Origin of the sequence: Anaerostipes sp. Marseille-Q3525, from assembly GCF_018223505.1 — a bacterium.
Classification (GTDB): domain Bacteria; phylum Bacillota; class Clostridia; order Lachnospirales; family Lachnospiraceae; genus Anaerostipes; species Anaerostipes amylophilus.
In genome coordinates this window covers 118,997-133,553 of the sequence record NZ_JAGTTT010000002.1, presented here as the reverse complement: position 1 = coordinate 133,553, position 14,557 = coordinate 118,997, and the positions used below count along the sequence as shown (strand labels likewise).

The 14,557-nt window shown below is 35.5% G+C and carries 12 protein-coding genes and 1 pseudogene; 4 read left to right on the top strand and 9 right to left on the bottom strand.

Annotated features, from left to right (window positions below; all coding sequences use genetic code 11):
* Window positions 1-7: 7 nt before the first annotated feature.
* Window positions 8-2,719, bottom strand: coding sequence for a YfhO family protein (locus tag KE503_RS01915; RefSeq protein WP_212384351.1), 2,712 nt, complete (start codon window positions 2,717-2,719; stop codon window positions 8-10).
* 129 nt (window positions 2,720-2,848) lie between these two features.
* Here KE503_RS01915 and KE503_RS01910 point away from each other — a divergent pair, with 129 nt between their 5' ends.
* The 4 genes and pseudogenes from KE503_RS01910 to tnpA form a co-directional block, all read left to right on the top strand.
* Window positions 2,849-3,274 (top strand): GtrA family protein, encoded by a 426-nt coding sequence (locus tag KE503_RS01910; RefSeq protein ID WP_117944218.1) that lies wholly within the window; start codon window positions 2,849-2,851, stop codon window positions 3,272-3,274.
* A gap of 38 nt (window positions 3,275-3,312) precedes the next feature.
* Window positions 3,313-6,003 carry a YfhO family protein gene (locus tag KE503_RS01905; RefSeq protein ID WP_212384350.1) on the top strand — a complete coding sequence of 897 codons (2,691 nt, stop codon included), beginning with the start codon at window positions 3,313-3,315 and terminating at the stop codon, window positions 6,001-6,003.
* Between the two features lie 634 nt (window positions 6,004-6,637).
* The gene (locus tag KE503_RS14945) at window positions 6,638-6,820 is read left to right on the top strand and encodes a hypothetical protein (protein WP_249182929.1); all 183 of its coding nucleotides are present in this window, start codon (window positions 6,638-6,640) and stop codon (window positions 6,818-6,820) included.
* A 106-nt stretch (window positions 6,821-6,926) separates the two neighbouring features.
* Window positions 6,927-7,187, top strand: a pseudogene (gene tnpA / locus KE503_RS01895) (IS200/IS605 family transposase); the annotation flags it as partial.
* A gap of 116 nt (window positions 7,188-7,303) precedes the next feature.
* On the opposite strand, the gene KE503_RS01890 reads toward tnpA, so the two are convergent.
* The 8 genes from KE503_RS01890 to KE503_RS01855 form a co-directional block, all read right to left on the bottom strand.
* Entirely contained in the window at window positions 7,304-8,251 is a 948-nt protein-coding gene (locus KE503_RS01890; RefSeq protein ID WP_117944220.1) for a glycosyltransferase family 2 protein, read from the bottom strand.
* A 23-nt stretch (window positions 8,252-8,274) separates the two neighbouring features.
* On the bottom strand, window positions 8,275-9,498 hold the full coding sequence (locus tag KE503_RS01885) for a CdaR family protein (RefSeq protein ID WP_212384349.1): 1,224 nt from the start codon (window positions 9,496-9,498) through the stop codon (window positions 8,275-8,277).
* A complete protein-coding gene (cdaA, locus tag KE503_RS01880; protein WP_212384348.1) occupies window positions 9,482-10,354 on the bottom strand; it encodes a diadenylate cyclase CdaA in 873 nt (290 codons plus the stop codon). Before cdaA ends, KE503_RS01885 begins: the two co-directional genes overlap by 17 nt.
* Before the next feature lie 2 nt (window positions 10,355-10,356).
* Window positions 10,357-11,343, bottom strand: coding sequence for a hypothetical protein (locus KE503_RS01875; protein ID WP_022375626.1), 987 nt, complete (start codon window positions 11,341-11,343; stop codon window positions 10,357-10,359).
* The gene (locus KE503_RS01870) at window positions 11,321-11,776 is read right to left on the bottom strand and encodes a hypothetical protein (protein WP_022375625.1); all 456 of its coding nucleotides are present in this window, start codon (window positions 11,774-11,776) and stop codon (window positions 11,321-11,323) included. The genes KE503_RS01875 and KE503_RS01870 overlap by 23 nt, the downstream gene beginning before the upstream one ends.
* 100 nt (window positions 11,777-11,876) lie before the next feature.
* A complete protein-coding gene (locus tag KE503_RS01865; RefSeq protein WP_022375624.1) occupies window positions 11,877-12,422 on the bottom strand; it encodes an NADH peroxidase in 546 nt (181 codons plus the stop codon).
* Window positions 12,423-12,554: 132 nt separating this feature from the next.
* Complete coding sequence (locus KE503_RS01860; protein WP_022375623.1) at window positions 12,555-12,950, bottom strand: Fur family transcriptional regulator; 396 nt, start codon at window positions 12,948-12,950, stop codon at window positions 12,555-12,557.
* 202 nt (window positions 12,951-13,152) lie between these two features.
* Complete coding sequence (locus tag KE503_RS01855; protein WP_022375622.1) at window positions 13,153-14,556, bottom strand: FAD-binding oxidoreductase; 1,404 nt, start codon at window positions 14,554-14,556, stop codon at window positions 13,153-13,155.
* Between the last annotated feature and the right edge of the window lies 1 nt (window position 14,557).

Genomic DNA, 14,557 nt, shown 5'->3' with positions numbered 1-14,557 from the left:
CTGCTTCTTATTTTATTATATATTTCTTGCGCAGTAAAGCGAGGATTGCCAGTGCTATCCAACCTGCAAGGCTTAAGACGACTCCCATTTTTAATCCCGGTGTCATATAATTCAACTCTATTTTATGTTCTCCTGGTGTCATTAAAATCCCCATAAACATCCCATTTGCTTTGTAGATTTTGACATTCTGTCCATCAACCTTTGCGCTCCATCCGTCAGAATATGGTATTGTAATGCAAAGCATTCTTTCTTTATCTGTCTTGAAGTTTCCTTTAAAAGCATTCTCTTTATATTCAATATTTTTAAGTGGATATTTCTTTAAGTTCTCCAGTTTATGAAAAGTATTCTGCTTCTTAACTGTGATCAATGTAATATCATCATACTCATAATTACCCGGCACTTGAAAATCTAACCTTACAGTTTCTTTGGATTTACTTGTATGATGATTTAATTTTACCATATAGTCTTTTCTTCCAAAGTAATATGGATTTGTCGGATTCTGAATGTGAATCTTTTGCTGCACATCATTGTCACTGACAAGAATACTGCTTGTTCCTTTCTTCCCTTCCAACAAGAACTTATTATTAACTTTAATCTTTCCTTTATATTCAAGATTCTTAAAATATAAGTATGTTTCCTTATCTTTCTCCACTGGTACCGTAATCTTACAATATTTTTTCCCTTTTGAAGATGAGATGTCATTATCTGAAATCGTTGTCACAGAGATATTTTTATCTTTTGCATTCTTTATATGATTTAATGTATTCTTCTGCGTTTTTTCATTCAGTACAACCCCATTTAACATTGCCTGTTCTCTTTCAACACCATTGAGCTTTTCGTATTGTTCTTGTGTGATGTATGAATCGTAGCCATATCCAAATGGCAATGCATAAGGATTCTTATATAATGTAATATCACCATTTTGCTTTACTTTTTTCATTCCATATGGGACATCAGCTGCGGTAATCTGATCTTTTCCTATCTTCTTTTCTTTTGGTATTGTCATATATTTTACACCTGATAGTGACAATAACCCAATTCTCTGATCTAACCCCTTATATTTATCTGCATACTGCATTCCAAGTGTCTCATAACTATTCACCGTATCTGTTACACATTTCGGTGTGATGCTATAATAACCACTGATCGTATTAAGATCATTGATCAATCCGTAGTTCTTATAGCGGTATCCCTCTGCATGAACCCTGTACAAAGATGAATCTTTGACATTTTTAAGCATCGTAATATTCTCTGTTCTTAATTCCTTCAATGCTGTTCCCTGATTTAGAAATTCATTTGCATACGCATACTGGTCTGTATTAAAACGGTAATAGCCATGAATTCCTACTGAGATCAGAAGCAAAACAACTGTCACGATCCTTGCACTTCTTGTCCTGCTGTCGTATTCCATCTTCTGAAAGATGAGAAATGCTGCGTAAAATACAACCATCATAATGCATGCTGCCATAATTCCTGGATTCTTAAGCATTTTTCCACCTGATACACTGATCACCATACATAAGATGATATACAAACCAATGCCTGCTCCAATCCCGATCTTCTGTCTCTTTGTCATGATAAAAAGTCGTGGATACATCTCTGCTGTCAAAAGTGCCACGATAAAACTTAAGACAAATGCCCATCGGTTATTTGCATAAGACAAACCATTAAATACATATCCAAAGATTGGGAAGATCAATGCAACCACACTTCCAAGAAATGCAAGACAGTATTTCTTATGTTTCATTCTTTTTGAAAATAAAGTAAACAACACTACGATTCCTACAATCGGAAGGTATCCTGTATTAGTATTGCTTCCAACATTTCCATAACCAACAAAGTTTTCAAGAAACATCAGGTAATATTTTCCTGGATAAATTAATAGTGTTCTCCAGTCTGTACCGCTTCCATATCTTCCATTGCCAAGGAATCCAATCACTGACGGAATCAATATCACTGTCGCCATACAGATCCCAAGAACGTAATACCCGCCAAATTTAAGAATCGTTAAGAAAAAGTTCTTAATTCTGTCCTTCTCTGTATATTTGTAAAATCTGATCCATGCATAGATCACTGAAAAGATCGTAAGCATATAAAAGAAGTAATAATTACTGATCGCTGACACACAGATCATGACGATAAATAAATATGGTTTCTGCTTCTGGTAGATCTTCTCAATTCCAAGACAAAGCAATGGAAAATAGATCATTGGATTTAAGAAAAACGGATGTCTAAGTCCCAGACGAAAACAAAATCCGCAAAAGACGTACACTAATGCCCCGATCACTGTTCCATACGTTCTCTTCCTCATCTTTCTTGCATACAAAATAAATGCGATTCCTGCCAGATACATTCGAAACAGTATCATAAAGTTGTACATGATCTCTGTGTATTTTACTGGTATAAATCCATATAGAAGATTTAATGGATCTCCGATCGCATAATAATTCAGTGTTGCAATGACATCTGCACCATAACCAAGACTCATATTCCACATCGTAAGTTTTGGATGTCCTACGATCAGATTCTTAACGAATTCACGGAGTAATTCTCCATAATACGCCAATGCTGAAAAATGCTGGCTCAATCCATCTTCTACTCCTGCACCCCACACAAAGCTCTTTCCTTGCATAAAAAAAGGAAGGAATGCTGCCATACTCATCATTAAAAACAGCAGTGTATACATTCCATAACAATATTTTCTTTCTTTTTCTCTCATTTTCTGTTCCCTCTACCCTTTATCTTATTGCTTTATAGTCAGTTTTAGTATATCATATTTTAGTTGAAAATTAATGAAAAATATCTTAAGATGTAAGACATGTATAACTTTTATAAGGAGGAGTATCTGTTGTTAAATTTAATCAAAAAATTATATTATGATTCAAGAATACGTTATTTATTTTTCGGTGGACTGACAACACTTGTTAACATTGTTGTTTTTGGAATTCTCGAAGGTCCACTGGGAATTGATTATAAGATTAGTAATTTCTTTTCTGTTGCGATCGCAATCTGTTTTGCATTTGTGGTAAATAAACTTTATGTTTTTCAATCAAAGTCTAAAACTTTCAGCGATACTGTACAGGAATTTATCAAATTTGTTCTTGGACGTCTTGTGACAATGGTCGTTGAAGTTGGCGGTGTACCATTTTGCGTAGAACTGCTTGGGCAGCCAAAGATGGTCGCAAAAATTGAAACACAGGTCATTGTTGTGATCGTCAATTATTTTATCAGCAAATTATTTGTATTTAAATCCGGATCTGAGCAAGGCAAGTAAATGATGCTTATTCAGATTCTTTAGAAGAGGAGTAATTTATGAAAGTAACTACAAAAAAATATATATTTATTACATATACAATTTTGTTTACAATTTTATGTATAGTTGTTTTTTATCCATTTTATGTTAATCACCTTTCACTTATTTGGGGACTTTCTGGTCAAGATGGTATTTCTCAACATTATGCAGCATTAACATATTATGGTGAATATATCAGGAATTTCTTTTCAAATCTGATTCATGGAAATTTTAGTCTGCCTATGTGGGATACAAGCATTGGATATGGTTCCGACATTATTTCATCCTTAAACTATTATGCGATCGGAGACCCATTAAATCTTGTTTATGCATTTGCAAACAAATCTAATGCTGAATATTTATATAATTTTATGATTATCTTCCGTGCTTATCTTGCTGGAATATCTTTTATCATCTTTGGATGTTATCTAAAGAAAAATTCCCATGGTATCATCATTGGAAGTCTGATTTATGTATTTTCTGGATTTTTTCTTATTTATGGAATCCGCCATCCTTTCTTCTTAAACCCAATGATCTATCTTCCACTACTGATCATGGCAGTCGAGAAGATTTATCGAAAGGAAAAACCATATTTATTTACTATTATGATAGCTGTTTCTGCTATGAGTAATTTCTATTTCTTTTATATGCTCACCATAGCAGCTGTTATTTATGCACTAATTCGCTTCCCTGTATATAAAGAATCTGGTTTTTTTAAAACCATTGGACGTTTTGCAGGATGGTATATTCTTGGTCTTGGTATTTCAATGATTATTCTTTTACCTGTATTAATAGGATTTTCTAACAACGCCAGAAGTGCATCCACTGTTAACTATTTTAATATCTTTTTATACCAAAAAGCTTATTACATAGGCGTTATACAGCAATCTATTGGCTATCACCCTCTTACACGTGCTACCTCATTAAACTATGTTGCATTAGCTTACCTCGCTATTATTGCATTATTTTTAAAAAAATCCAAAGAACGCTTTGCATATAAAGCTTCTATTATTGTTTCTATAATTATTATTTTATTTCCAATCTTTGGTTATGTAATGCATGCATTTACTTATCCTACGAATCGTTGGAATTTCGTACTGGCACTTGTAGTAGCATGTACTGTAACAGAGGTATATGAAGATCTTCTTAATCTAACATTACTCCAAAAATTAGGAATTGCTGTTGGTATTATCTTCTACTGTCTGCTCTATAAACTAATGTCTGATGGTATGCTCGATATTAAGCTAGCGATTATTGTATTGATTTTAACAGCTTTAGTGTTACTTTTAATTAATATTTTTCCATTTTTATCAAAATTCAATCTAAAACATTTTCTTATGTATGGTGTAGTATGTTTTTCTATCTGTGTCTCAGCTTTTGCGCATTATTCTTTAAAATTAAGTCAAGTCACAGTAAAATACGTTACAAATGGAAAAGCTTACAAAACATTATGTGAAAAGGAAACGAATATTTTAAAAGAATCGGATATCAAAAACAATAAACTAGATCGTATAGAATCAATCAATTCCAATATTCCAAACTGGGGATTAGTTGATCATATACCAAACACAACAAATTATTTAAGTGTAACCGATAAAAATGTTTCTAATACTTTGATGGATCTTGGATTGACTCAATATCAATATAAATTTAAATTTAAAAAGCTTGACCTTCGTGAAAATCTTATGAATCTGTATGGGGTAAAATACATTATTACCAATAAACAAAGTCATAAAAAAATACCAAGTGGATATCAACTTATTAATGAAAACGATCGAAGTAAACTTTATGAAAATAAGAACATACTTCCTTTTGGCTATAGTTATAACTCCTATATCACAGAAAGTGAATACCAAAAATTAAATGCTGGACAAAAAGAACAGGCAATGCTTCAAAGTGCTGTTATTGATGACAATGTATCTGTTTCTGCAAAAAAAACTGTTTACTCTGACAATACGATAACCAAAGATGTTGGTACAAATTATGTTTTCCATAAGAAAAAACAGAAACAGAAAAATGTCACAATTAAGATTCCTAAAAATTATATCAGTGCTCATTGTTATCTTTATCTTCAAGATGTCCGCCTAACACCATATAATACTGGACGCAATCACATTTTATATGATGGAAAAAATAATTCGAGATTCTCTGTCAACATTGCAGGGCATAAATTAACTCTATATAATCCTGAAGCTGGATCTATTTATGACACTGGTAAAAGAAGTTATCTTATTGATATCGATACTTCCAATATTGATAGATCAAAAGATGCAACTGTAACATTCACTTTAAAAAGGCCTAATGAATACACTATTGGTAAAATTTCTGTTGTAAATATTAACGATAAACAACAAAATGCGAACTTAAATGCTCTGAAGAATGCACCTCATTTAACCAATATTTCTTACGATGGTGCAAATCATTTTTCGGGAGATATCACTACAAAAGATAACCGTATTCTTTGTATTCCTATTTCTTATAACAAAGGATGGAAGGCAACTGATAATGGAAAACCAGTAAAACTCTTAAAAGTTAATGGTATGTTATGTGGAATTTCTTTAAACGCTGGAAAACATCATATTAAACTCGATTATACGACCCCTGGTCTCAAGGCAGGTGCTTGTACCTCTTTAATCAGTTTGATTATTTTAATTGGCTTTATTTTAAGAAACAGAAAATCGCACATTTATAAAAAAAGTAATATCCAATAAACTACTAGGTTACAACAAGTTATTTATATTTCAATCAATATCTGAGCAAAAGCATTCAATAGTTTTTGTTCAGATATTTTGAATACAAGGAGTAATTATTTATGCAAACAATAAAGAAAAAATATCTATTTCTTATATACACTATTTTATTTACAATCTTATGCACGATTGTTCTTCACCCATCTTTTGCAAATCATTTATCTCTCATCTGGGGACGTTCTGGGCAAGACGGATCATCTCAGCATTTTACCTCTCTCCTGTATTACGGAGAATATCTCCGTACTTTCTTTCGTAACTTAATTCATGGCAATTTCAAACTATAATGGTCTCATAAATTAAGACACTTTTTCGGACAGATCTTAATGAATCTGATATACTTAAATCAATACATAAGAAAGGATTCAGTGTCATGTCCAGAAAAAGAAGAAATTTGCGGACCTGACTACGAGAGTAAATTTAGTCCGAAACCTTTTGACGACTAAAAAAACTTCCTGCTTCTGTTGGTGCCAGCTTACTTGATATCAACCGTACAAGTATTTATTACAAAGGATCTCCAGTATCTGATGATGAACTGGCATGTAAAGAGATCATTGATCATCTCCATACGGATAATCCAACCTGGGGTGCAAGACAGATGTCTGCACAATTAAAAGCCAGAGGATATAGAGTCGGTCGTCGGAAAGCCAGGCGATATATGAATGAAATGGACATTCATCCAATCTATCCTAAGATGAATCTGTCTAAGCGTATGCAACAGGCAAAAGTCTGTCCTTATCTACTCCGCAACGCTGTCATCGATAAGCCAAATCAGGCATGATCCATTGACATTACATATATCCCGATCAAACACGGATTTCTGTATCTGTCTGCAGTGATCGACTGGTACAGCCGCTGTATCGTCGGATGGGAAGTAGATGATACTCTTAAGTGTTTCAAGTTTTGTAGGGTATTTGAAAGGGAAAAGTACACTTATGATCTTCGAACGTCATGCAAATTTAAAATACAAATATGAAAATCGCCATTTCTGGTGTAGAGGATATTACGTAGATACTGTAGGGAAAAATGCAAAGAAGATACAAGAATATATTCAAAATCAGTTACAAAATGATTTAGAGTATGATCAGATGACACTAAAAGAATATATTGACCCGTTTACGGGTGAGCCAGTAAACCAAAATAAATAAAATAAGCCCCATAGGGCTTAATAAGTAAATGACGGTACAGTTGGCGAACCAAATTCGATGGGTCTTTAGACCTAGCGTCGGTAATAAGCCCTTATAGGGCTAGTACAAACCACCGGCTAAGCCGGTGGTTTTGATTTATCTTTTGATTTCACAACTTCTGATATAATATATCTCGGTCTCATCTTCACTTCATCATAAATCTTTGCAATATAATATCCAATCACTCCAAGACTAAACATCAAAATACTTCCAACCAGCAATAGCAATAAGATCACTGTTGTAAATCCTGCAACTGCATGTCCTGCAAAATACATATAAAGTGACTGTATCCCTAGTATCACTGCAAATACAAAGAACACAATCCCACAAAACGTCACTATCTGCATCGGTGCTGCACTAAACGATGTAATGTTATTGACCGCGTATTTTACCAATGATTTAAACGACCATTTGGAAGCTCCTGCTTCTCTCTCCCGTACGTCAAATTCTACATAGGCTGTCTTGAATCCAACCCAGGAAGACAATGCTCTAAAGAATACATTACGCTCTGGCAGCTTTAGAAATTCATCTGCTGCCTGACGGTCTAATAATTTAAAATCAGATGCCCGAGACATATCAATTCCTGTTGCATCACTGATAATCTTATAAAACGTCTTGGCAAACATCTTATGAATAAAACTTTCTTTTCCTCTGGATGCCTTCACACCCTCGATCACTTGAAAGCCATCTTCCCATAATCTGTACATCTTAACCAATACTTCTGGCGGATGCTGGAGATCGCAGTCCATAACTGCGATACAATCTCCATCTGCCTGCTCAATCCCAGCAAATACTGCGGATTCTTTTCCAAAATTCCTTGAAAAACATATTCCTTTGATACAGGAATCTTCTTCCTTAATCTTTAGTATTTTGTCCCATGTATGGTCTTTCGACCCATCGTTTACAAATACCAGCTCATAGGGTATCTGCTCCCTGCTCAAAATATCTCCTACCACCTTGGCAGTTTTCTCAATCATCTGTTCTTCGTTATACGATGGAAGAACAACTGACAATTTCTTACCCATTCTACCTCTAACTCCTTAATTTTCTATTCGACAGTGATTTTCGCACTTACATTATCTTCGATCGTCATGTTCTTAATCTTTGTTAATTGAATCTGTACGGTATGTGTTCCCTGTTCATATAATCTCATATCCAGTTTTGGATTCAGATCTTTGACAACAACCTTATCGATAACTGAACGTAAACCACTGATCTTCACTTTAATATCCTGATCGTCAAATGTCACAGCATAATTCTTTGTATTATTGATCAGTGCAATCTGACTTGTCGGTATCGTAAGTGTACGACTCTTTTTCTTTTCTATGTTCGCACGTATTACCACATTCTTAATCTTATCTACGGATTTCACAAATGAAATTCCATCTGGAAGCTTGATATCTGATGCTTTGATCGTCTTTTCAATGCTCTTTGTACTGTCACTGATATCCAGCTTCACCAGTTTGATACTGTCAACCTTGTCCAGGTCTTCTTTCGATCCTGTGATCTCGATATGTTTTGGCTGATAATCAATACTTCCAAGAACATACCCTTTTCCCGGACTTCCTTTGGTATCCACCTTAAATGGAACAACCTTAGTTCTTGACAGACCAATCTTGACCTTGATCTTGTTCGTATCCAGTTTAATTCTTTCCTGACTTACCTCGTCTCCGTCTTCATCATAGCATTTTACACTCTGTGTCATTGTGACATCTTTTTTGACACCAGAAACGTTGACAACTGCAACAATCTGTTTAATTCTGCTCACAACGCTCTTTGGCCCGGATATGGAGATAAGATTTGGAGTTGCTGTCTGTGTACTGACAGTATACCCGCTTGCAGGCTTTCCTTTTACTTCCATAACAACTGGAATCTGATCACTCTTCACATCCTCAAGCACAACCTTAACCGTTGCATTTCCTGTATCTACATCTAACTGACTCTTATACCTTAATGCCTCAACCTTAATCGGAATCGCATGAACATCGGACATAGACGATACATCCGCAGTCGCACGGAAATCTGACTTCGTCAAACGGTCTACAATATCTTTCTTTCCTTTAACAGTAAAACTCACTGTATCTCCAGATTCAATCTTATATGTCTGATTCAGTTCATCTAATACCTGTTCATTCAGCATATCTACAGGAACATCACTAAATGTCTTCTTAATCACCGGATTATCCGTATTAATTACAAACATCCAGAGCAGAAATGCAAAAACAACAGAAAGTATTTTCAATAAAAGATCACTTTCAATTCTTTTTCTCATTACGATTCCGTCCCTTCCATAATTTAAACTTCTTATTCTGTCCTTTTTCTTCTCTCAATACAGAAAGTTCATCTCTAAGCCCCTGCGGATCTAAATGTCTGATGATCTTTCCATCTCTTGCAATCGAAATTCCTCCTGTTTCCTCTGAGACGATGACTGTAAGACTGTCTGACACTTCACTGATACCTACTGCAGCTCTATGTCTGGTTCCCATCTCTTTGTCTATCTCCACACTATCACTTAATGGAAGGTAGCATGTTGCAGATACAACTCTGTTGTTCCTGATGATCACTGCTCCATCATGAAGTGGTGTGTTATGTTCAAATATATTGATCAGCAGCTGGCTGCTGACTTTAGCATCGATTGGAATTCCTGTTCGCTCATATTCTCCAAGTGCAACCGTTCTCTCCAACACGATCAATGCTCCTGTCTTTACTTTACCCATCTCAATTGCTGCCCTTGAAATCTCCTGCAATGTTCTTGCAGTATATTCCTGTTCTTCCTGTCTGTTCTCCGTAGAGAAGATATCTGTTACCCAGTTCTTCCTTCCAAGCTGTTCCAGTGCATTACGAAGTTCTGGCTGGAATACGATCAGAATTGCTGTAATTCCAACGCTCATCGTATTAGACAGAATCCATGATACTGTGTGGAGCTGCAGAATATATGCTGCAAATGCGATACAAAGAAGGATAATAATTCCTTTTAATAATACCCATGCCCTTGTTGTCTTGATCCACTTAACGATCAGATAGATCATAACACTAACGATCAAAATATCTACAATATCATTGATCCCCATCTTTGGTATTGATGTCCAATATATATACTTTTCAAGTCCATTGAAAAATTTGCTCAAATCTATTCTCCCTTTTTATGCTCTTTGTCTTGTTCTTTATGTTCTTTTCTTCTTAAACTGAATCTATGTGCCGGTGCTGTGATCTGCGTCACATTAAATTCTTCTTCTTCCACAGATACCTTTGGCACTGCTCTTACATAATAATAATATTCTTCATCTTCAAATTCAAATGTCTCTTCTCTCGTGTAGTCTATTACATTATATAAAAACTGGATGATGATCGCGATCACGATACTTACTACGACCATCCCGATCTGTGCCAAAATAGAAACTTCACTGTTTGCAAAATATCCACCTGCAAACAATAAGATTACATACGCTGCTCCTCCTACCAGAATTGATACTTCCCAGCTGCGTGCCGCACCTTTTCTTCTGATCGCAGTTATCAGTACCACGATCAAACAGAATATTCCAAAATACAGCAATAATTCCTTATTATCTATTGCTCTTGCTGCGACCAGGCTGTATATCTTTCCATGTGCTGCTCCTGTCTGAAGCTGTGTCACCGCCTGTGAGACCATCGTTGCAAGATAATAAATAAATGTTCCCATTAAGATAGCAGGAATTCCTGCAATTCCTGCAAACATTCCTGCAAAGATTGGAATGCATGCTGGCAATTGAAAGTAAAAGAATACCGGTACCATCATCAAATAAATTCGTGTCTCCGGAAATACTCTTTGGTACACTAAAAAATATAACAAAACAGCAAGTAAAAAAAACAATGCAACTTCCAGAGAAACATGTGCCAACTGTAAAAATATGACTACATAGAAAATCAATGAAAGGGCTGATGTTGGAATAAATACATTAATAATTCCCATCATAACAAGGAAAAATGGTGATGCAAAAAAATCTGTATAACCAAATAATCTTCCCATTGCATAAAACAGGATAAATCCGCTTAGAAATCTGATTCCTGATTGAATATATCTTCCTCTTGCTGCTATAAATTTTAAAAGCCGTTCTCTATATATCAATAATTTTTCCATCTTCGTCTTCCTCCGGTGCGATCGTTGGACTTACATCCTCATTCTCTTCCACTTTATAAAGCATCTCGAGTTCCTCCAGATGTTTGTCATAGATCAGAACTCTTGCCCTTACTTCATCATAATGTCTGGCTGCACGTTTTTTTATGAAATGACTATAAATAAGATACACTGCTATATAAATGATCAAAACAACTGCTGCTAATATAATGATTTTCCCATCTCTCAGGTTCATGATCACTGTATCCATCTTCACAACACACAGCAATCCTGTCAAAATAAGATATGCGATCAACAGACAGATACTTGTCTTGATCTGTTCTAATCTGATATAGTCTTTCTTCTCATATTTATAAACACGGAAATCATCTTTCCCGTGATTCTTCTCATATCTGGCCATCTCTGCCATAATCTTTACTTTCTCTTCTGAAATCATATGCTTTCACCTGCTTTTTCAGTCTTATTTTTTATTATAGCATGGAATATAGCAAAAAAAAAGGAGGTATGAAAACTCATACCTCCTAAAATAATCCTTCTTATCCGAAGTATCTCTTTAATAATCCTTCAAATGCCTTACCATGACGAGCTTCGTCTCTAGCCATTTCATGAACTGTATCATGGATTGCATCTAAGTTTGCTGCTTTTGCACGTTTTGCAAGGTCGAATTTACCTTCTGTTGCTCCGTGTTCTGCATCTACACGCATCTCTAAGTTCTTCTTTGTGCTGTCTGTTACAACTTCACCTAATAATTCAGCGAATTTAGCTGCATGTTCTGCTTCTTCGTATGCTGCTTTCTCCCAGTATAATCCGATTTCTGGATATCCTTCTCTATGAGCAACTCTTGCCATTGCAAGGTACATTCCTACTTCAGAACATTCTCCTTCGAAGTTTGCTCTTAAATCAGCTAAGATATCTTCACTGACACCTTTGGCAACACCTACTACGTGTTCTGCTGCCCATTCTTTTTCTCCTTCTACCTGCTCTTTGAACTTATCAGCTGGTACTCCACACTGTGGACATTTCTCTGGTGCCTGTTCTCCTTCATATACATATCCGCATACTGTACAAATCCATTTCTTCATAATCTTGTTCTCCTTTATACTTTATATAATCATTTATATTGCTTTGCCTCTCGGCTTAGTGTCTCTGAATTAAAAATAGTAATTGTTACTGTTTTTAACTCGTCTTTATATTACCACCACATTGTATTTTTGTCAATGTTTTTTTAAACAATTTTTACAGATTCCTTTAAAATATACGACGTTTTGTGTGATCTCTCCTGGGAAATTCTCGCTTGCGATCTCATTTAGCTTCTCATCGATCGGTGCCATATCCAGATCAATGACTGATCCGCATTCCTGACATACGAAATGATAGTGTGGATCGGTGCATGCATCGTAATGATCTGCTCCGCCTTCATAAGATAACTTTAGTATCTCCCCGCGCTCGCTTAATAATGCAAGATTTCTATAGACCGTTCCAAGACTAATCTTTGGAAACTCCTCTTTGATGTTCATATATACCATGTCGGCAGTCGGATGGTCTTTGCGAGTCATTAAAAACTTGATGATTGCATCCCTTTGTTTGCTTTTCTTTGTTGCTGGCTGCATAACCTCTTCCTTTCCTTTTACATTCAAATAGTAATTGTTACTATTTTTAGTATATGTTTTTTTGAAATATCTGTCAACCATTTTGCAACAAATTGTATTATTTTATGTACACAAAGCAGACAGGAAGGTCTTTCCTGTCTGCTTTGTGTATTTTTAAACTTAAGAGGGTTTCTATGAATGTATGTTTCCAATCTTCTTTCATTTAACCTTGGAATACTTTATGTGGATTCAGGATATTCTTTGGATCAAATGCTTTCTTGATTCCGCTCATCAATTCAATGGTTTCAGGATCAAGAGATTCTCTTAAATATGGTTTCTTTGCAAATCCGATTCCATGTTCTCCAGATACTTTTCCGCCTAACTGTGCAGCCTTTTCGTAGATTTTTTCCATTGCTGCTGCCATTCGTTTTTCAAATTCTTCCTGGCTTAGATCATCTTTTAAGATATAAGAATGCAGGTTTCCATCTCCAGCATGTCCGAAGCTCTTGATTCGAATATCTACTTCATTATGTAGATTATGCAGATATTCTACCATTTCGTTAACTTTATTTCTTGGTACAACCATATCTACCTCATCCATATCGGTTGTAGATCCTTTGATTGCTTCAAGGAAGGCTCCTCTGGCTTTCCAGATGGATTCTTCTCTTTCTTCTGTGTCTGAGATCAATACATCGATCGCTCCTGCTTCTAAGCATAATTTTGCAACTTTGTCATAGTCTGCTTCGATCTCTTCTGTTGAATTGCCATCAAACTTGAGCAGAAGATACGCATCGGATTGAGAATCTGGGAATTTTTTACCTAGGTATTCTTCTGCATCAATGATGACCTCCCTCTGCATAAACTCAATAGCGGTCGGGATTGCTTTGGACTTAATAATGAGAGGTACTGTGTCAATTGCTTCTTTTAAGGTTTTAAATGGTATCAGTAAGCTTATTGCCTTTTTAGGCAGAGGGAGTAATTTTAATGTGGCTTTTGTGATAAAGCCTAAGGTTCCTTCGGAACCGATCATCAGGTCTTTTAAGGAATATCCAGAACTGTTTTTTACAACCTTTCCACCAAATTCCACTATTTTTCCATTTGGAAGGACAACTTCAAGACCTCTGACATAATCTCTTGTCACGCCATATTTTACGGCACGCATACCACCGGCATTCGTGCTGATATTTCCACCGATCGTTGCAGATTTCTCTCCTGGATCTGGTGGGTAGAAGAAATCGTGATCTTCAACGTAGGCTGCAAGTTCCATCAATAAAACTCCAGGTTCTACGGTGATCGTTAAGTTTTCTTCGTCAAGTTCTAATATATGATTCATAAGGCTTGAATCGATCATGATCCCGTGTTCAATTGCTACGGATGATCCTACCAGACCGGTTCCAGCTCCTCGTGGTGTGACCGGAATATTATTTTCATATGCATATTTCATGATCTCTGAAATTTCTTCTGCGGATGTCGCTTTTACTACTACATCTGGATAGCTACTTGCTCCACCTAATTCATCATGACTGTATTCTTCATTAATATTTTTCGCATATAAAATTCTTTCTTCATCTTTTACAATATTTTTGATAGCTTCTAAATCTGTTTGATCAAATTTCTTATAACTCATA